This is a genomic window from Streptomyces sp. NPDC038707 (assembly GCF_040636485.1).
GTDB lineage: Bacteria > Actinomycetota > Actinomycetes > Streptomycetales > Streptomycetaceae > Streptomyces.
In genome coordinates this window covers 36,698-54,193 of record NZ_JBEZUP010000047.1, presented here as the reverse complement: position 1 = coordinate 54,193, position 17,496 = coordinate 36,698, and the positions used below count along the sequence as shown (strand labels likewise).

14 protein-coding genes and 1 pseudogene are annotated in these 17,496 nt (G+C 70.9%); 6 read left to right on the top strand and 9 right to left on the bottom strand.

All coding sequences use genetic code 11. The features are described 5' to 3' along the window. The 6 genes from AB0E62_RS36730 to AB0E62_RS36705 form a co-directional block, all read right to left on the bottom strand. Positions 1 to 441: ATP-binding protein (locus AB0E62_RS36730; RefSeq protein WP_362204321.1), on the bottom strand; the 441-nt coding region annotated here is incomplete at its 3' end. A gap of 276 nt (positions 442 to 717) precedes the next feature. After that, positions 718 to 1,809, bottom strand: coding sequence for a low specificity L-threonine aldolase (locus AB0E62_RS36725; RefSeq protein WP_362204318.1), 1,092 nt, complete (start codon positions 1,807 to 1,809; stop codon positions 718 to 720). A gap of 42 nt (positions 1,810 to 1,851) precedes the next feature. Continuing rightward, positions 1,852 to 3,795, bottom strand: coding sequence for an amidohydrolase family protein (locus AB0E62_RS36720; RefSeq protein ID WP_362204315.1), 1,944 nt, complete (start codon positions 3,793 to 3,795; stop codon positions 1,852 to 1,854). A gap of 94 nt (positions 3,796 to 3,889) precedes the next feature. After that, positions 3,890 to 5,626 carry an FAD-dependent oxidoreductase gene (locus AB0E62_RS36715; protein WP_362204312.1) on the bottom strand — a complete coding sequence of 579 codons (1,737 nt, stop codon included), beginning with the start codon at positions 5,624 to 5,626 and terminating at the stop codon, positions 3,890 to 3,892. Beyond that, positions 5,623 to 7,257, bottom strand: a complete 1,635-nt coding sequence (locus AB0E62_RS36710) for a glutamate--cysteine ligase (RefSeq protein ID WP_362204309.1) — start codon at positions 7,255 to 7,257, stop codon at positions 5,623 to 5,625. Before AB0E62_RS36710 ends, AB0E62_RS36715 begins: the two co-directional genes overlap by 4 nt. A 74-nt stretch (positions 7,258 to 7,331) precedes the next feature. Then, on the bottom strand, positions 7,332 to 7,985 hold the full coding sequence (locus AB0E62_RS36705; RefSeq protein WP_362204306.1) for a hypothetical protein: 654 nt from the start codon (positions 7,983 to 7,985) through the stop codon (positions 7,332 to 7,334). Between the two features lie 549 nt (positions 7,986 to 8,534). Between AB0E62_RS36705 and AB0E62_RS36700 the strand changes: the two genes are divergently transcribed. Continuing rightward, a complete protein-coding gene (locus tag AB0E62_RS36700; protein WP_362204303.1) occupies positions 8,535 to 8,717 on the top strand; it encodes a hypothetical protein in 183 nt (60 codons plus the stop codon). A gap of 319 nt (positions 8,718 to 9,036) precedes the next feature. Here the strand turns inward: AB0E62_RS36700 and AB0E62_RS36695 are convergent, their stop codons facing one another. Then, positions 9,037 to 10,395 carry a hypothetical protein gene (locus AB0E62_RS36695; RefSeq protein WP_362204300.1) on the bottom strand — a complete coding sequence of 453 codons (1,359 nt, stop codon included), beginning with the start codon at positions 10,393 to 10,395 and terminating at the stop codon, positions 9,037 to 9,039. 673 nt (positions 10,396 to 11,068) lie between these two features. Here AB0E62_RS36695 and AB0E62_RS36690 point away from each other — a divergent pair. The 4 genes from AB0E62_RS36690 (at position 11,069) to AB0E62_RS36675 (ending at position 14,495) form a co-directional block, all read left to right on the top strand. After that, complete coding sequence (locus AB0E62_RS36690; protein ID WP_362204297.1) at positions 11,069 to 11,377, top strand: transposase; 309 nt, start codon at positions 11,069 to 11,071, stop codon at positions 11,375 to 11,377. Continuing rightward, positions 11,374 to 12,294, top strand: coding sequence for an IS3 family transposase (locus AB0E62_RS36685; RefSeq protein WP_362204294.1), 921 nt, complete (start codon positions 11,374 to 11,376; stop codon positions 12,292 to 12,294). The genes AB0E62_RS36690 and AB0E62_RS36685 overlap by 4 nt, the downstream gene beginning before the upstream one ends. A gap of 37 nt (positions 12,295 to 12,331) precedes the next feature. After that, positions 12,332 to 13,192, top strand: a complete 861-nt coding sequence (locus AB0E62_RS36680) for an IS5 family transposase (protein ID WP_362204291.1) — start codon at positions 12,332 to 12,334, stop codon at positions 13,190 to 13,192. Positions 13,193 to 13,526: 334 nt separating this feature from the next. Continuing rightward, positions 13,527 to 14,495 carry an SGNH/GDSL hydrolase family protein gene (locus tag AB0E62_RS36675; protein WP_362204288.1) on the top strand — a complete coding sequence of 323 codons (969 nt, stop codon included), beginning with the start codon at positions 13,527 to 13,529 and terminating at the stop codon, positions 14,493 to 14,495. Positions 14,496 to 15,155: 660 nt separating this feature from the next. Here AB0E62_RS36675 and AB0E62_RS36670 read toward each other — a convergent pair. Beyond that, positions 15,156 to 15,416 carry a hypothetical protein gene (locus AB0E62_RS36670; protein WP_362204285.1) on the bottom strand — a complete coding sequence of 87 codons (261 nt, stop codon included), beginning with the start codon at positions 15,414 to 15,416 and terminating at the stop codon, positions 15,156 to 15,158. A 637-nt stretch (positions 15,417 to 16,053) separates the two neighbouring features. Between AB0E62_RS36670 and AB0E62_RS36665 the strand changes: the two genes are divergently transcribed. Next, positions 16,054 to 16,899: a sugar nucleotide-binding protein gene (locus AB0E62_RS36665; protein ID WP_362204282.1), complete on the top strand. Its 846-nt coding sequence runs from the start codon at positions 16,054 to 16,056 to the stop codon at positions 16,897 to 16,899. Between the two features lie 128 nt (positions 16,900 to 17,027). Here the strand turns inward: AB0E62_RS36665 and AB0E62_RS36660 are convergent. Then, positions 17,028 to 17,495: pseudogene (locus AB0E62_RS36660) on the bottom strand (M15 family metallopeptidase); the annotation flags it as partial. Between the last annotated feature and the right edge of the window lies 1 nt (position 17,496).

Sequence of the window (17,496 nt, the reverse complement as noted above, 5' to 3'; positions counted from 1 at the left end):
GGTTCGGCCGCGCGTGGGCACGGACTCCCACCCGGACGTCGGCGGCGCCGGGGCCTTGGGCCACAGCTCGAACCAGACCGTCTTGCGGCCCTCCCCGACGTGGGCTCCATGGCTGGAGGCCAGCTCCTCGACCACGGCAAGGCCCCGCCCCGTACCGGCATACGGCCTGGGCTCCCGCGGCACGAGCGGGCGGTCCGGGCGCGCGTCGCCGACTCGCACCCGCACTTGTCCCTCGTGTGACCAGATCCGCACCTCCACCTCGGTTCGCGCGTGCAGCACCGCATTGGTCACCAGCTCACTGGTCAGCAGCTCGGCGGTGTCCGCCACCTCCGGCGCGACACCACGCAACGCGGACCGCACGAACCGCCGGGCCAGCGGTGCACTGCGCGTCTCCGGAGGAAAACACGGTGAGAGGACGCCGGATGGGCTAGAGCTGTTCATGGCACCATCAATCCCTCTGAGGGGCGCAAATCTAACTTGCCCGTGCGGTGTGATCCACCGGTGTGGGGGCGTCTCCCGCCCCACTGCCGCGACGGTGTTCGCGACAAGGGGGGCGAGCCGGCCGCTGGTGCGGTTGTGGGTGACGACGTCGGTGATGTCAGGTCGTGGGCGCGTGAACCGGGTCCGGTGCGCGGGCTGTTCGCGCACGCCCCGGCAGGCCGGAGCCGTGTGACGCGGCTCGGCGACACGGCGCACGTGACCGTCGGCGGCTGCGGCTCAGGCCCGCCTGAGCGCCGCCTCGGCAGCGGCGGCGAAGTCGTCGACGTCCTCCTCCGTGGTGTCGTAGGAGCACATCAGCCGTACCTCGCCGCGGCTTTCGTCATTGAGGTAGAGCGTGTAGCGGTCCGCAAGGCGGGCGCGGGCCGCCCGAGGCAGCGTCGCGAACACCGCGTTGGACTCGACCGGACGGCTGACCGCCACTCCCTCCACACGGGACAGGTGGATTCCCAGCCGTGTGGCCATGGCGTTCGCGCGCCTCGCGTTCCGCTCCCACAGGTCCCCGTCGAGGAGCGCCTCGAACTGGACGGAGAGGAAACGCATTTTGGAGGCGAGCTGCGCGGAGCGTTTGCGCAGGTACGGCATGCCCGACACCCGGGACGGGTGCAGGGCCACCACGCATTCCCCGAACAGCAGTCCGTTCTTCGTGCCGCCGAAGGACAGGATGTCGACCCCCGCGTCCGTCGTGCAGGCGGACAGGGGGACTCCCAGGGACACCGCCGCGTTCGCGAGGCGCGCGCCGTCCATGTGCACGGCGAGGCCATGGGCGTGCGCACGGGCGGTCAGGTCACGGATCTCCGCGGGGGTGTAGCAGGTACCCAGTTCCGTGGCCTGGGCCAGGGAAAGGGTCCGGGGCGGGGCGGAGTGCACGTCGTTCGCCTCCGCCACCGTCCTGTCGATCGCTTCCGGGCTCAGTTTGCCGTCCACGGCGGGCACGCCGAGCAGCTTCAGCCCCGCCATGTGCTCCGGACCACCCCCCTCGTCCTCGTTCAGGTGGGCCTGCTCGGCGCAGATCACCGCTCCCCAGCGGCTGGTGACGGCCTGCAGCGCGATGATGTTGGCTCCGGTTCCGTTGAAGACGGCGAACACCTGTGCGTCGGGCCCGAAGTGACGGCGGAAGGTGTCCTCCAGGTGAGCCGTGTAGCGGTCCATGCCGTAGGCCTGCTGATGACCGCCGTTGGCCACGTGGAGCGCGGAGAGGATCTCCGGGTGGGCACCTGAGCAGTTGTCGCTGGTGAAATCCCGCCGTCCGGGGTCGTGGCGCCGGACGGCGGCACCGACGGGCGGCGTGGACGGCACCGGACGCGTCACGGGGGACGCCGGAGGCCGTAGCCGCGGCGGTGCCCCCTCCCTTCAACCCCCGGCGACATAGGACCAGTACGGTTCGACGAGCACCCCCAGCTGCCGGGCGGTGTGGAGGACGCGGTCCGGTTCCTCTCCCCGGTCGAGGCCGTACTCGAGCACCCGGAGAGTTCCCTCGGCGACCTCGGGCGGCGGCCGGTCGCCCCAGCTCTCCATGTAGGTGAGGACGGGACGGGGGACGTCCGGCAGCCGGCGTGCGGCGGAGACGAGGCCGGAGAAGAGGGTGCACCAGGTGGACAGGTCCGTGTGGAGGTAGAGGGCGGCTTCGGCGGGGCCTGCCTGGGTGCCCATCCAGGTGAGGTCGCGCACGACTCGGAAGAGACCCTGGTCGACCGGTACCGGCGGGATGTCGCCACCGGTGAGGCCGACGGACGAGGCGGCTTCGCGCAGCAGCCCGCGAGCGGTGGCGATGGTGTGCAGGGCGAAGGAGAACAGGGTGGCCGGGATCTCGTGGCGGTGCCGGGACACCAGCAGCGCGTACGTGGAGAGTTCGGCTTCCTGGCACTGGTACTCGGCGAGCACGATGCGCTTGAAGTGTTCGGTGTCTATCTCCCCGGTGCGGGCGAGTTCGACGAGCCGGTTCCCGCTGACGAACCGTTCGACATCCGGTTTCATCGCTTCGATGAGTTGTTCGGCCTTCATGTGATCTCCCGTGTTCGATCGGTGGGATGAGGGGCGGGGCGCCACCGGGCGCGGAGCCTCCGGGACGGGGCCGGACGGTCCGGTGACCATCCGGCCCCGCTGGAAGACGTACCGGCTGCGGCCGGTGGCGGTGATGTCCTCGAACGGGTCGCCTTCGAGAGCGACGAGGTCGGCCGTGGCGCCGGGGGTGATCGTGCCCAGGTCGGGGCGGTCGAGAAGGTCCGCGGCGACGCAGGTGGCCGCCCTCAGGGCACGCAGGGCGGTGTATCCGTGGGCGAGCATGGTGGGGAACTCGCGCCAGTTCTCCGCGTGGGGGAACATCCCGGCGTCGGTGCCGAAGGCCGTCTTCACGTTCGTCCGGGCGGGACGCAGCAGTCCTTCGCGCAGTGCCTGGGCGTGTGCCCGGTAGTTGGCGCGGACGGTCGCCGTGGAGCCGTCCCAGAAGTCGTCGTCGTCCAGCCGGTCGAGGAAGTACGTCTGGGCGTACTGGGTCGGCACCAGGAACACACCGGCCTCCTCCATCACCCGGTAGGTCGGCGCGGTGGCGAAGCAGCCGTGTTCCACACTGCGCACTCCGGCCTCGACGGCGCGCAGGATGGCACGGTCGGTGAAGAGGTGCGCCGCGCAGGGAAGTCCCAGATCGCCGGCGGTGGAGACGATGGCGTGCATCTCCGTGCTCGAGTACGAGGTGCTGGTGGGGCTGTCCACGGGTGAGGAGAAACCGCCACCGCCCGCGAACTTGATCCAGTCGGCGCCGGCCCGGGACTGCTCGCGCACCGCGCGGCGCAGCCCTTCGACGCCTTCGGCCAGTGTGCCGATCTGGTGCCCGTACCGCAGCGCGAGGTCGGGCTGTTTGTCCCCGTGGCCTCCGCGGGGCGACAGGATGTTGGGCGCCGCCAGAATGCGAGGTCCCTCGACGAGGCCGTCCTCGACCGCCCGGCGCAAGGACACGTTCAGAGGCAGGTGGGCGCTGCCCAGGTCCCGTACGGTGGTGAAGCCGCGGTGCAGCAGTGCGCGCAGGACGGGCACCGCGGTGAGGGTCTGGTAGGCGGCGGGTGCCGTCTCCGCGGCTTCGTCCAGGAGGTGGACGTGGCAGTCGATGAACCCGGGCAGGAGGGTGCAGCCGGGCATCTCGACGACGTCCGTCTCCGGGCCGGCCGGGAGGTCGTGTCCGATCTCGGCGATCCGGCCGTCGTGTACGAGGACGGACAGGCCGTCCACCGGTGTGTCCGCGACCGCGTCCCACACGCGGTCGGGCCGCAGCAGCAGGTCTCTGACGGGGGGTGCGTGCATGGATACCTCCGGGACGGCGGTGCGGGGGCGGGTCGGGCGGGCGGGGACCGGCCACTGTGGGCAGGGCACCTCGAGTGCCTGGCGGTGTCCTTGGTCAGGAAACGGTGAGCGGTGTGTACCGGGGGTCGTCCCACAGGTCGCCGGGTCCGGGGTTGCCCGGTTCCGGCCGGGCGCCGAGTTGCCGCAGGACTCCCCAGGCGGCGTTCAGGCCGGAGGCGAGCGCGTGGTCGAGCCAGCCCGGGGACCACGAGGTGTCGTCACCGGCCAGGAAGAGGGCGTTCGGCGGTTCTCCCGGTACGGCCGCCGTGCCGTTGAAGTCCTTCATGAAGTGGGCGAACAGATCACGTTGGTAGGGGTGGTCGCCCGGACACGAGAAGCGGCTCAGACCGCGGAAGTTGCGTTTGTCCTCCCACGACACCGTCACCGTCGCCGCCGTGTCGGTGTGGGCGCGCAGCTCGTCCGCCACCTCGGGGTGGATGGCGGCGAGATCGCGGACGAAGAGGGCGAGACGTTCCTCCGGGGCGGAGGGTGCCACCTTCATGGCGTCCTGCGCCCAGGTGAAGCTGAGGTCCACCACACCGCGCCGGCCCCCGGGTCCGCGCGGTGGGCCGTAGTCCACGGTGTAGGCGGCCCTCGGCAGCCGGTCGGTGAGGGTGACCCCGTCCATGGACGTTCCCTCCCAGAAGGGACTGTCCACCACGAGCGCGGTCTTGGAGGACTGCCAGTAGTGCAGCCGGCGGATGGCCCGCCACAGGCGCGGGCCGAGCGCGGGGGTGTGAGCGGCGGTGGAACGCACCTCGACGCCGGTCTCCAGCAGACGCAGCTGGGGGGTGAACACGGCGGCCGCGTACCGTTCGCTGCGCCCGTCCTCGCTGTGCACCACGACCCCGCGAGCGGCGTCCGGTTCGACGTCGATCGCGCGCACCGCGGGACGCAACGCACCCTCGTTGGCGGCCTCCAGGCTGTGGGTACGCCCGTCGGGGCCGGTGGTGCGGTGTGCCCAGAAGCCCTCGGCCAGGCGGCTGACGCCGTCCGGCGCGTACAGCAGTCCGCTTCCCTCGGTGCACAGCAGCAGGCGCAGGATCTCGATCACGCTGAGCTCGAAGAAGGAGTCCCAGACCGCGGGTCCTATCCCGGCGGTGCCCAGCAGTCGTGCCTGGTCATGGCTCAGGTCCGCGCCTTCCGGGTCGCGCAGGAAGCGGTAGAAGGACCACCTCTCGAACCTGGTCAGCACCGTGCGCCAGCGGCGGCGCACCGCGGTGAGGTCACGGGCGGCGAGGTCTCGCTGGATCTGGAGGAAACCGATGCGGGCAAGCGCCTGCTGCCAGTGTGTGTGCGCCTCGCGGAACTCCTCGTGGAGGTCGTACAGGTCCTCCAGGCTCCTCGCCGGGTACTGCCGGCCGTCGACGTCGAGCACGGTCAACGGCGTGGGAGCCGCGTAGTTGTCACGGAAGGGTTCCAGCCGTACGCCGAACGTGTGACCGTACTGGCGCAGCAGCCGTGCCGATTCGGGGAACCGCAGGCAGCCCAGTTCCACGACGGCGCTGTCCGCCTCGTCGAGTCGCCGGCTGTACATGCGGCCGCCCAGACGCCGGCCCCCCGGCCCGTCCTGGCTCCGTTCGGCCTCGTACACGACGGGCCGGCAGCCAGCTCGCAGCAGCTCGTAGGCGGCCGCCAGTCCGCTGCCGCCCGCTCCGATCACGGCGACGCGCGCGCCCGCGGTCCTCTCGGGCAGCCGTCCCATGCGTCGGCCGCCACCGACGTGCGCGGCGTAGTCGAAGGGGAAGTCGACCTGCAAGTCGCTGGCGGGCGGGGGTGTGCCGGGGCTCATCGCTGACTCCGTCGGGGAAGGGCGGGAAGGTTCCAGGTGTGCACGGGGCGGGCTGCCTCGGCGAGCCGGGCGTAGCGCACCGTCAGCTCCTCGAGGAGCGGGTCGGGCCGGCCGGCACCGGTGACGCGTGCGCCCCTGTCACCGGTCCGTCCGGCCTGACCGGCCGTCCGCATCGCGATGGCGCCTCCCGGTGCGGGCGGGATCACGTCTCGTTCCGGTGCCGTGGCGGTGAGCCCGGCCGTCTCCCGGTCGGTGTTCGGGGCGCGCTGCTCCCGTCGGCTCAGTGCCTCCAGTGTCCGCTGCTGCCACCACGCCCCGGTACGGCCCGACGCCGTCCGGCGGTCCAGCAGGTCCAGCACGGCATCCGCCTCGGCGGCGTCCACCCCGGCCCTGACCAGTCCTTCCCGTGCCTGCGGCAGCAGCTCTTCCACCAGGGCGCCCGCCTCGTGTCTCCGGGGCGCCGAGCCGGGTGAGGGCCACCACAGGCTCGCCCGCAGACCGTCACGCGCGGCCCGGTAGAAGTTCTCCCTGGCGTGGGAGAAGGGAAGCTCCCCGGCCACATCGCGGCCCTCGGCGGCCAGGGAGAGGGTGAGACCGACGAGGAACGCCGTGTTCGCCGCCATGTCGAGCGGGGTCGGCCCGGAGGGGAGTGCCCTGAATTCGATCCGCAGGTGTCCGACCGGGTCGTACACCGGCCGGTTCCACGGCCACACGGTGCTCACGTGCAGGCGCAGTTCCTCCAGCGAGGGGCAGCCGTCCGGCGAGACGTCTACGTCCTCGGCCGGGGGAACCGCCGGAAGCAGGACGTCGTAGCCGCGTACGGCTTCCTCGAACGCCGCGAGCGGACCACCCCGCAGCCAGGCGTGCCCGAAACCGACCCGCGGCCGTGAAGTCCCGCGGCAGCTCGCACCACGCTCCCCGAAGCCTTGTTCGTACACCGCGATACGGGCTTCCTGCCAGCCGCGCCGGCCCAGCGGGAAGGGCGAATTGCCCGCGGCGGCCAGAGCCGGTCCGGTGGCGAGCTGGGCGGCGTTGTACGTGGGGCAGAAGAGGTCCGGGGCCACGGTCAGGTGCACCTGCCAGGAACAGGCCGCGCCCTGGACCGCCACGGACTCGGCCCGCAGCAGTCCCTGCTCGCCGTCCCCCACGCACAGCGGGAACGGTGCGGGACGCCGCCGGGCCCAGGCGCGTTCCAGCGCGTGGTAGCGCGGCAGGTCGGTCAGCGCCCGTGCCGTCAGGTCGGCCGGTATCAGCGTGGGCAGCGTCCCGATCGGTACCGCCCGGGCGCCGTGGCGCGGCAGCGACCAGGCGGTGATCCGCGCCAGCGTCCGGGCTGCCTGCGCGGCCAGCTCCGTGAACGGACGCCCCCGCAGAGGAACCGGCTCCAGGTTGGCCTCGAGGTTGAAGCGGGCCACTTCCAGGGCGAGACCGTCGTCACCCAGTCCCTCGCGTACGGCCGCGTTCACCGGAACGGGACGGCCGTCCGGCCCGGCGAGCGACAGCTCCAGTTCGGCGCCCAACGTGCTCGGCACCTGTCCGAACCCGGGCCGGACCACCAGCTTCTCCAGCGCGGTGAGGCAGTCCGCCAGGCGGACGCGGAACCGTGCGTACTCCTCTTCCGTGAATGCCACTCGTCCGACCTCGCGGCCCATATCCACTTCCTCCCGTACGTGACCCCGCCCGACCGTGCTCGTTCCCGAGGCCCTCATCCGGCCGTGGCGACCGCCCGCCACCAGGACCGCAGCGCCGGTTCCATCCGCACCGCACTGCGCGTGATCCACTCTTCGGGTTCGTCGCACGCCCTGCCGTACTCGATGACCTCCAGGACGCCGTCCGCCACCTCCGGAGGGTTCTCGCGGTAGGCGCCGATGTACTCGATCGCGGCCTCGGGAACCTGCTTCGCCTCGCTCAGCACGTCGGCCAGAACGGCGCAGGTGTTGCACCACAGGGTGAAGTCGGTGCGTGCCACGAGAGCGGCTTCCGCCGCTCCGGCGTGCAGAGCGACCCAGGAGATGAACTCGGTGAAGCGCCGAACCGGTTCCAGGCGGGGAGCACGGCGCATCTCGTCGGGCGAGAGGCGCAGCGCGGGCGCGAGACCGTTCACCATCCGGTGCCGGGCCCGCATCAGCTCGTGCGCGACGAAGGAGAAGAACCCGCCGGGCACCTCGTGCGGGTAGCGGGCCAGCAACAGGCCGTACGCCGTGAACTCGGCCTCCTGGGACTGGAACTCGGCGAGGGCGAAGCTCCGCAGGTGCTTCTCCTCGATCATCCCCTCGCGGGCGAGGGAAAGGAACTCGTTGGCACTCAGGTGCTCGGGGAGGTTGATTCCCACGGTGTCGATGAACTCGGTGGCAGGCATGGAGGGGACTCCTCGGATCAGGGACGACATGTCGTGACGGGCGTGGGTCGCGTCAGGCACGACGCCGGCCGTCCGGGCCGCGAGCGGAGACCGACGAGCCGCGACGGTCCGCGGCCCCGCCGAAGCCCGGCGGCGGTCCGTACACCGCGTCGCGGGCCGCCGTCCGGCGGGCGCGGTGCACACCGCCGGGCCTCGCTCCCGTATGTCCCGCACCGCTCACCTGTTCTTGCATGGTCATGGCCGGTACTCCGTTCCGGACGCTCCGTCACGCCGACGGGGAGAGGGCGAAAGGGCACCCGCCGCTTCCCTGCAGAGGCCATGCCGACATGTCACCCACGCCCCATCGGCCCCGGCACCCAGGCGGAGCGCCGGGCGGCACTCCTTCGGACCCTGTACCGGCTCCCCGGGGGCGTGCGGCGCACACCCGCACGGTGCCGATGAAGCGTGAACGCGTTGAACGCGCGCCCCGCGTCAGCCCCCGCGCGGCCCCCTCACCCGTACGGCTCCCCACACCGCGCGGTCGTCTGTCCTGCATCACAGGGTGGTCCCATGAACGATCCGCTCTTCGACCGCGTCGCCGGCCTCGCCCTGCGCGCCGCCACGACCGAGCGGGCGCGCCGCCACGCGCACGCCGGTCCGTCCGAGACCGGCCGGGCCGGGCAACCGCGCGGGGGACAGGCGGCGTCGGGGGCGGAAGGCGGAGCGGGGACCGGCTCCGACGGGCCCGCCTGACCCGCCTCGAACCCCTCGTCGGCGGACGGGGCGACGCCGGACGGGGCGACGCCGGACGCGGTCCGGTGGCCTCCGGTTCAGCGGGTGACGCGTCGATGCGGCCCTATCGGCTCCCTCGTTCGACGGCGGCGGGGAGAAGCCGCGAACCGCGCGCTCTGCCGGGGCCGCGCCGTCCGGACCCGCCCGCCGCGCACGCGGTGTTCGGGAACACGCCGGGCTTGCGGGCGCGGGCGCACCCGTGGCCCGTCGTCGCGTGGTGACGGATCGGACAGGCGTCCTTCCGCGCGCCGCTGCCGCGACGGGCCTTTTCGGAGGAGAGTCAGGGGCCGGGCGTCGTGCGGGCGAGCGCCGCGAGGCGCTGCAGCAGGTCCGCCGCCTCGGGCACCCGCCGGTACGGCGTGAGCCGCGCCCGTATCTCCCGCAGCATGAGCGAGGAACGATGGGAACGCAGGAAGCGGTGTTCCTCGCCGAAGAGCCGGCCCGTCTCGCATGCCTCGTCCACCCGCCCCTGCCCCAGCAGCACCAGTGTCAGGCGCGCTTGACCGAGTGCCCTGGTGCGGTGTTCATGGAGGGGACGCCGTGCCGCCGCGTACCGCAGGGCGTCCAGAGCGGGCTCCGTGTCTCCGAGCCGGTGGAGGGTGTGTCCCTTGCGGTAGGCGAAGCCGGCTCTCGGGTACCGGAGGAAGGGATCGTCGTGAACGACGGAGGAGCCAAGCTGCCGTTCGGCATCGTCGAGGTCCCGGTAGGCGCCGCGGCGTTCGCCTGCCAGGGCCCGCACGTAGGCCCTTTGCGCCAGGACGAACGACTGAAGGTCACCGGACTGCCCCCTGGCCGAGGTGACCGCCGCGTCGGCGAGGTCGGCCGCGTGCCGCAGCGCTGACAGACGGACCGCCTGGACGCTCATCGCCCTCAGCGTGATGGCGCGTGTCCGGCTGTCCCCGGCTCCGGCGGCGATGTCGAGGGCGATCAGGTAGTACCGTTGGGCGAGCCCCTGAAGGCCGGCGTCCGCCGACATGTCCCCCAGGACATGGACGAGTTGGGCCGCAGCCGACAGCAGCGCCCGTCGCTCGGCCGAAGGCGCGGGCTGCGCCAGCAGGCGGCCCATGTCGTCGCCGAGGTAGGAGGCCAGGGCCGCGCGGGCGTGACCGCCTCCGTAGCGCGGCCAGCCGACGGCGAACCGGGACATCACGAACCGGACCCGCTGCACGTCTGGGCCGCCGATCCCACCTCGCAGCGAGGCGGGGCCGGGGGTTTCGAGCATGTCCCGGATGTCCGTGTCCGGGACGCCGTGTTGGCGGAACACCAAGCGCGCCAGCCGCACACGGCGTACCGGATCGACGTCCGTCCTGGCCAAAGTCACCAGGCGCAGCAGGGGATCGGCGCGGTCCTCGTCCGATCCGTCGCCGGATGCCTGTGAACGGGCGCCGGCCAGGCCGGTCTCCGCAACGCTGACCAGCCGGCCGATGCCCCGGGTCAGTACCTCGGCCACGAGTTGGGGGACGGGATCACGGGGACGTGATCCCGAGAGCCAGTGAGCGACGGTGGTGCGGTCGTAGTGCAGTGTCAGGCCCTCGCCGGCCGCCAGGCGATTGACGTTTCTGGCCAGTTCCGCAGCGCTCATGCCCGCCTCGCTCAACAGGCCCCGGAGCGCGGCGTTGTCGCCATGACGGCGTGACACGACGGTCCCTCCTTCACCGCTTCTCCCAAGGGCCCGCAGGAACCCGGCCGGTCACGCCCGGCTGCCGATGTGCGCGTCAGGGTCCTCTCTCCGTCCTCGCAAAGGCGGTCGGAACGAGGAAGCCCGGCGGAACCGCGGGGTGTGCGAGCCGCCTCGAGCCGCTGGTGACGTCCCGTAGCGGCCGGGTGCGGCGCGTACGTACGAACAGGGCGCCGACCGGACCACGAGCGAGGTCGGCGCCAGAGGACGGGGTGCACGGCGACCAGGGCGGGGTCGCCGCGGGTACGTCCGGCGCGGAGGCGCCACCCGGCCCGGACGCGACATAAAAGAAATCGGCTACATCTCTTTTCTACCAGTCACTATCCGATCGGAAATCGCTTTTTCAGCCATGCACGGTCGCCTCGCTCAACAGGCCCCGCGGTTTGCTCTGGTGCGGGTCGACACCCTGCTCCCCTGAGCGAGAGGAAGCGTCGGATCCGCGACGGGTTCGGTGGGTGGTGGCGCACGGCTCTGCCACGGTGACCGGAGGCGCCACCGGGGCGTGCTCCCCGGCCGCCGCTAGTACTCCAGTCAGAAATCGTTGCCTGAGCTGCTCGGCTTCGTTTGGGGTTCCCCCGAGATGCGGGGATAGGTGACAGTAGGTCAGATGGGGCTCACGAGAGGAGCTCTGACGATGCCTGCCCCGAGGAAGTACCCGCTGGAGTTGCGTGAGCGTGCGGTGCGGATGTACCGCGCTTCCGAGCCGAAGCCCGTGATCCGCCGTTTGGCCGAAGAACTCGGCGTGCACCACGAAGCCCTGCGCAACTGGATTCGCCAGGCCGAGGCCGATGCCGGCGAGCGAGGTGACATGCTCACCACCGCCGAGCGTGAGGAACTTGCCACCCTGCGCAAGGAAAATGCCCAGCTCAAGCGTGCGAACGAGGTCCTGCGGACGGCCTCGGCTTTTTTCGCGGCCCAGCTCGACCCGACCCGGCCCAGGTGACGGCGCTCGTTGACGAACACCCGCATCTGGGGGTCGAGCCCGTACTCCGGGAACTGAACATCCCCTCCTCCACCTACTACCGGTGGCGCCGGGCCGAGACCGAGCCGTGCGAGCGGCGCCTCCGGGACGCCGAGCTGACGGGCAGGATCCGGCAGGTCCACGACGAGTCCGGCGGGATCTACGGCTCACCCCGCGTGCACGCCGTCCTCAAGCGTGAGGACGTCCACGTCGGCCGCAAGCGCGTCGAGCGGCTCATGCGCCAGGCCGGCCCCGCCGGGATCAGCCCCCGCCGGGACAGGGGCCTCACTCGCCGCGACCCGGATGCCGATCCGGCCCCTGACCTCGTGCAACGCGACTTCACCGCGAGCGGGCCGAACCGGCTGTGGGTCACCGACCTGACCATGATCCCCACCGGGGAGGGGCCGCTATGGCTGTCCGCGATCCGGGATGCGTTCTCCCGCCGGGTCGTGGCCCGGGAGACCTCCGCCCGCGCGGACGCGGACCTGGTCCTCACCTCGCTGGAGTATGCCCTGGCCAGCCGCGAAGTCGCCCCCGGCGAGCTCGTTCACCACGCCGACCACGGCTGTCAGTACACATCCGTGAAGCTCACAACACGTCTGGTCAGGGCCGGTATCCAGGCGTCCATGGGCTCGGTCGGCGACTCGTTCGACAATGCTCTCGCGGAGAACCTGTGGATGGTCGTCAAGACCGAGTGCATCCGCAGCCGCGTCTTCGCCACCAGGGCCGAAGCGAACCTCGCGCTCTTCGAGTACCTCGACGGCTTCTGCAACCCCCGCCGCATCCAGAAACGGCTCGGCTACCTCAGCCCGATCGAGTACGAGGAGAAGCACTACGCCGACCAGGCAGCGGCCGAACAAGTGAACCTGAAACCACGTCAACCCGCTCTGACCAGCTAGAGCGTGTCTCTTTGACCTGCTCGTCGGTTGATCGGATGTGTCCGTCCGGTTAGTGATCACTGATGTGATGTGGCAGCGGGTCGAGCCGCTGATGCCGGCTAATCCGGTTCGCGGTCGGCGGTGGGCCGATCACCGTCGAACCCTGGAGGCCATCGTGTGGAAGTACCGCACCGGTTCGCCCTGGCGGGACCTGCCGGGCGAACTGGGCTCGTTCCAGACCGCTCACAAACGGCTGATGCGGTGGGCCGTTGACGGCACCTGGGAGCGGATTCTCGTTGCGCTTTTGGCAGCAGCCGACGGTACTGATGACATCGGCTGGACCGTATCGGTGGACTCCACCGTCTGCCGGGCGCACCAGCACGCCGCCGGAGCCAGGAGAGAAGGTGCGCCAGGAGGGGCCGAGCCCGAAGACCACGCGCTCGGACGCTCCCGTGGCGGCCTGAGCACGAAAGTTCACCTCGCCAGCGACGACCGTGCACGCCCCTTAGCCCTCCGTGTCACCGCAGGCCAGGCAGGTGACGCCCCAGCCTTCGAGGCCGTCCTGGCTCGCATCCGTGTTCCTCGAAGCGGACCGGGAAGACCACGGACCCGACCGCACATCGTCCTGGCGGACCGTGCGTATTCGTCCCGCGCGATCCGAAGCTATCTCCGTCGGCGCGGGATCCGCGCAGTCATCCCTCAGCCCTCTGGCCAGGTCCGCCACCGCCTGCGGCGAGGCCGTACCGGCGGGCGGCCACCGGCTTTCGACGTCGAGATGTACAAGCAGCGCAACACGGTCGAGCGATGCATCAACAGGCTCAAGCAATGGCGCGGCCTGGCCTCGCGTAGTGACAAACTCGCCGTCGCCTACGAGGGCGCCCTCCACCTCGCTGCCATCCTCCTATGGGCCCGCCGATAGAGGGCTGCAGAGCATCGGTGTCAGTCACGTGCTGAGTAGTCCGCCGCCCTGCTCGGCCGGAGGTTCAGCTTGTCAGTGATCGAGAACAAGACAGCCACAACGAACGTGCATCTCAGGCCGTGATCACCCAGCCAGTCAGGGGTCTCTCCGTATTCGGCAAATGCCGCGTCAAGGCAGTCACGAATAGAGCGCGCCCGGTCGACAGGTCGAGCCTAAGTCCCCCACACAGGCGCATCCCACATCCCGCCGACTACTGACTGTATTGGATCTAGTGCACTGAGTGACTGTCTTTCTATGGTCAAAGCAACGCCAACCCCGCATCCCTGGAGGATTCGTGGCACGCTTGCGCACTCGTCTGGCCCTGCTCGGCTCGGCCGCAGCCCTCGCCGCCGGCGCTCTTGCCCCCGCGCAGTTCGCCGGGGCCCAACCCGCCGCCGCGGCCGAGACGAAGCAGTGGGTCGCCCTGGGTGACTCCTACACCGCCGGGGTGATCCGGGCCGCGGGCAACATCTTCGAAATCCCGCGCGATGGCTGCGACCGCACCGACCGCTCCTACCCCCAGGTCATCGACCGCGACCTCCGCGGTCTCTTCGAGCTGACCAACGTCAGCTGCGGCGCCGCCACCATCGAGAACGTCACCGACACACCCCAGCACCCGATCGGCCGTCACCTGCCGCCCATCTCCGAGGACCCCGACTACCCCTTCCCCCCGGTGCCTCCTCAGTCCGAGGCGGTGGGCCCCGACACCGACGTCATCACCGTCGGCGTGGGAGGAAACACCCTCGGCTTCGCCGACTTCCTCACCAAGTGCTCGAACCTGGGCGGCGAAAGCGACGGCAAGGGCACCCCGTGCAAGGACGCCCTGGCCGCCGGCATCTCGGCCCGGCTGAAGAACGTGCACCAGGAGTACGACCGGATGCTCACCGTGCTCCACGAGCGCGCCCCGCACGCGAAGATCCTGGCCGTCGGCTACCCCACGGTCATCCCCAAGGACACCTCCAAGTGCGGCTTCGGCGACCTGACGCAGTTCGGCACGATCACCCAGGGCGACCTGGACTGGCTGCGTCATGACGTCCTGGAACCCCTCAACAAGGCCATCGCGAACTCAACCGGCACCCAGGAAGCCGCCAGCTTCGTCGACCTCTACGCCGCCTCCCGCAACCACAGCGTCTGCGACGACACCAAGTGGGTCGAGGGCTTTGTCACCCTCCCCGACCAGCTGTCCTTCGTGCACCCCAACGCTCTCGGCCACCGCAACGCCGCCGACCGCGTCGAAGCAGCGATGCTGGACGCCATCAGCTGAGCTCCCGGCGACCGGCACCCCGCCAACGAACCCACAGCGAACTGGCCTCCGGCACTACCCGGAGGCCAGTTCCGCGTTCCTCAAACCCAAAGTCAGGTATGAGAGACAGGCCCTAGTCAGCCACTCCCGCACAGCGGGGGAACCTCAGCCATGGATCGTCCTAGTTCTCTGCGATGGCGGTTGCACCGATAGCGTGCCGGAAGGGACTGACATTCGGTTACGCGCGGAGGAGCGGCGCCGTTGGCGGCCTGTGGCACCGCTTTCGTCCACCGTTCGCGCCAGGGTTTCCCACGCGGCCTGCCAGTGACGGGCCGGCGTCCGGAAGGAGCGGCCGTACCGGCGGCTGCGCCGAGGGTGTTGTTGATCCCAGCCGGACACCAACACCCGGAGTCCGTGCCCCGCGCTCACCCGCTCAGACGACGTAGGCCGCGTACGTAGTTTGGGCCCATGGTGAGAAGTCAACCCAGCGCCGCTGACCGGCACTTGCTCCGCATCCTGGAACGAAACGGGCTGAAGCTGAGTCCTTACCAACTGGAGCGATGGCGCACAGCAGGCCTCATTCCCCGGCTCGGCCCGCACACCCTGATGCGGATCGGAGACAGCAAGATTCATACGCCGGCGACGGCCGCCCTCGTCACGGGGCTCGCGACATGCGCTCCCTTATGCAGAACGCATGAGGACCTGGCACTCCTGGCGTTCCTGCTGGCCACCCGCATGCTCGTCAAGATGGACGAACAGCAGCTCGGCTGGATGGCCGCCGACCGCGCCCGGCAACTCGCCGAAGCAGCCAGCGACATCCTCGCCCTCGCAGAATCTGCCCGCCAGATGGCCGTCCTGGCCAGGAAGGCAGGCTGGCACGACCAGGCGTTGACCATCGCGCTCTGCGCCGCTGACCAACCGCAACTTCGAGCCATCGGACATGCCGGCACCGCGGTCCGCGGGCTCCTGGTCCAGAGCGCCGCATACACCCTCGCGCGCCGAGGAGACCGCGACGGGATGCGCGAACTGACCGACGAAGCCGCAGCCATCGCCAACGAGCTCGGCGGCGCCACCCTGCTACGCGACCACAGCGGCGGCTTCAGCCCCCTCACCGTACAACTGCACAAAATCCGCCGAGAACCACGCAGGCGATCCCCGGGCCGCACTCGATGCCGCTCGCACCATCTCACTGGAAGCGCTGCCCAGCATCGAACGCCGCTCCCGCGCCCTCGGCGACATCGCCGTCGCCTACGACCGCCTCGGCCGCCGCAGCGACTGCGTCCGCACGCTCCTGGCCGCCGAGAGATGCGCTCCACAGGAGACCCACTCCCGCCCGGCAACGAAGGCCTTGATCTCCAGCCTGCTCGTGTCCGGCCCCACGTCGACCGAACTGCGTGGCCTCGCCGAACGCAGCGGCGTTCTCGTCTGAGGAGCGAGCACTGACCGGCTGGCCAGGCCGGCCGACGGCCGGAGCGGTATGCGTGGTCCGGGCCGGCGCTCATGACTCCTTGGCTGGCAGACCGATGCTTTCTGCCGAAGTGGCTCGGAGCGGTGGCGCTCGCCCGTAGCGTGAGGCGGCATGACTGTGCTAATCATCGGCGGCAATGGCTTCCTGGGCGCCGAGCTGGTACGCCAAGCGGTGTCCGCGGGCCTGCATCCGGCCGCCACGTTCCATTCCCGCCCCGGCGACCACGACGGGGTGATTTGGCATCACCTCGACCTTCGCGACCCCGCCCGCCTGGAGGAAGCCCTCGACACGGTGGCTCCGGCCGTGGTGATCAACGCGACGAGCGGCGGAGCGGACTGGGCAGTCACCGCCGAAGGCGGGATCCGCCTCGCCCAAGCTGCGGCCGACCGCGGCATCCGCCTGGTGCACGTCTCCAGCGACGCCGTCTTCTCCGGCATGGGCCAAGACCGCTACGACGAATCGCGCCTTCCGGACCCCCTCACCCCTTACGGGGCCGCGAAGGCAGCCGCCGAGACCGCCGTACGCCTCCTGTGCCCCGACACGGCGGCCGTGGCCCGTACTTCCCTGATCATCGGCAACGGCCGGTCCGAGCAAGAGCGGCTGGTGCACGCGCTGGCCGACGGCACCCGGCAGGGCGCCTTGTTCACCGACGACATCCGTTGCCCCGTCCACGTGACAGACCTGGCTGCCGCTCTGTGGGAGATCACCCGGTCCGACGCCGTCGGCGTGTTCCACCTCGCTGGACCGGACGCGCTCAGCCGCTACGAGCTGGGCGAGCTCATCGCCCGCCGCGACGGACTCGACCCCGCCCGGCTGCCCTCCGCACGCCGCTCCGATACGGAACTGCCCGGCGGCCTCGACGTACGACTCGACAGCCGCACCACCCAGCAGAAGCTGCGCACCCGGCTCCGCGGCGCCCGCGAGTTCCTGAGCGGGAAAAGCCCGAAGCTGACCTGACAGACGCCCACCACCCGGCCACCGGCCAGCCGCCGCCCCGCACCAGCGGGGCGGTGACCGGCAGACAGCTCTCAGGCATGCCTCGCAAGGCCGTCGTCGCGATCGGCCGGGCCCGGTCGCAGCCCCGGTCAGCGAAGGGAGCGGGGTCCGTACAGGGCCGCCGGCTGGTTGGTCATCAGGGCCCAGTACCGGTCGCCGTAGCTCCAGTGCCACCACTCGGTGCGGTAGTTGATCAACCCGGCGGCGGACAGGGCGGAGGCCAGCAGGGACCGGTTCGTGCGGGCCTGGTGGCTGATCGAGTCGGCGTCCGTGTAGCAGGCGCCGTCGCTCTCTTCGCGGCTGGCGTTCACGCGCGTGCCCATGTCGAGCTCGGTGCCGTCGGCGTCCACGAGGGTGAGGTCGACGGCGGCACCGGCGCTGTGCGGGGCGATCTCCGGCGGGGAAACGTACCGGCTGGCGGCCTCGTGGACCTGGTCGTCGGACCAGGCCGGGTTGGCCGCGCGGAGCTCGTCCGCGTACTCCTCGAAGAAGCGCCGCTGCAGGTTGGGCGGGCGGTAGCCCTCGACGTGAAGCAGGCGCAGCCCATTGGGCAGGAGG

What these genes read in the sequence shown, in the direction of transcription:
- AB0E62_RS36715 (WP_362204312.1), bottom strand. Translation starts at nt 5,626, where the DNA reads ATGAGCCCCGGCACACCCCCGCCCGCCAGCGACTTGCAGGTCGACTTC.
- AB0E62_RS36690 (WP_362204297.1), top strand. Translation starts at nt 11,069, where the DNA reads ATGCCTGCCCCGAGGAAGTACCCGCTGGAGTTGCGTGAGCGTGCGGTG.
- AB0E62_RS36720 (WP_362204315.1), bottom strand. Translation starts at nt 3,795, where the DNA reads ATGCACGCACCCCCCGTCAGAGACCTGCTGCTGCGGCCCGACCGCGTG.
- AB0E62_RS36705 (WP_362204306.1), bottom strand. Translation starts at nt 7,985, where the DNA reads ATGCCTGCCACCGAGTTCATCGACACCGTGGGAATCAACCTCCCCGAG.
- AB0E62_RS36665 (WP_362204282.1), top strand. Translation starts at nt 16,054, where the DNA reads ATGACTGTGCTAATCATCGGCGGCAATGGCTTCCTGGGCGCCGAGCTG.
- AB0E62_RS36670 (WP_362204285.1), bottom strand. Translation starts at nt 15,416, where the DNA reads ATGTCCGATGGCTCGAAGTTGCGGTTGGTCAGCGGCGCAGAGCGCGAT.
- AB0E62_RS36700 (WP_362204303.1), top strand. Translation starts at nt 8,535, where the DNA reads ATGAACGATCCGCTCTTCGACCGCGTCGCCGGCCTCGCCCTGCGCGCC.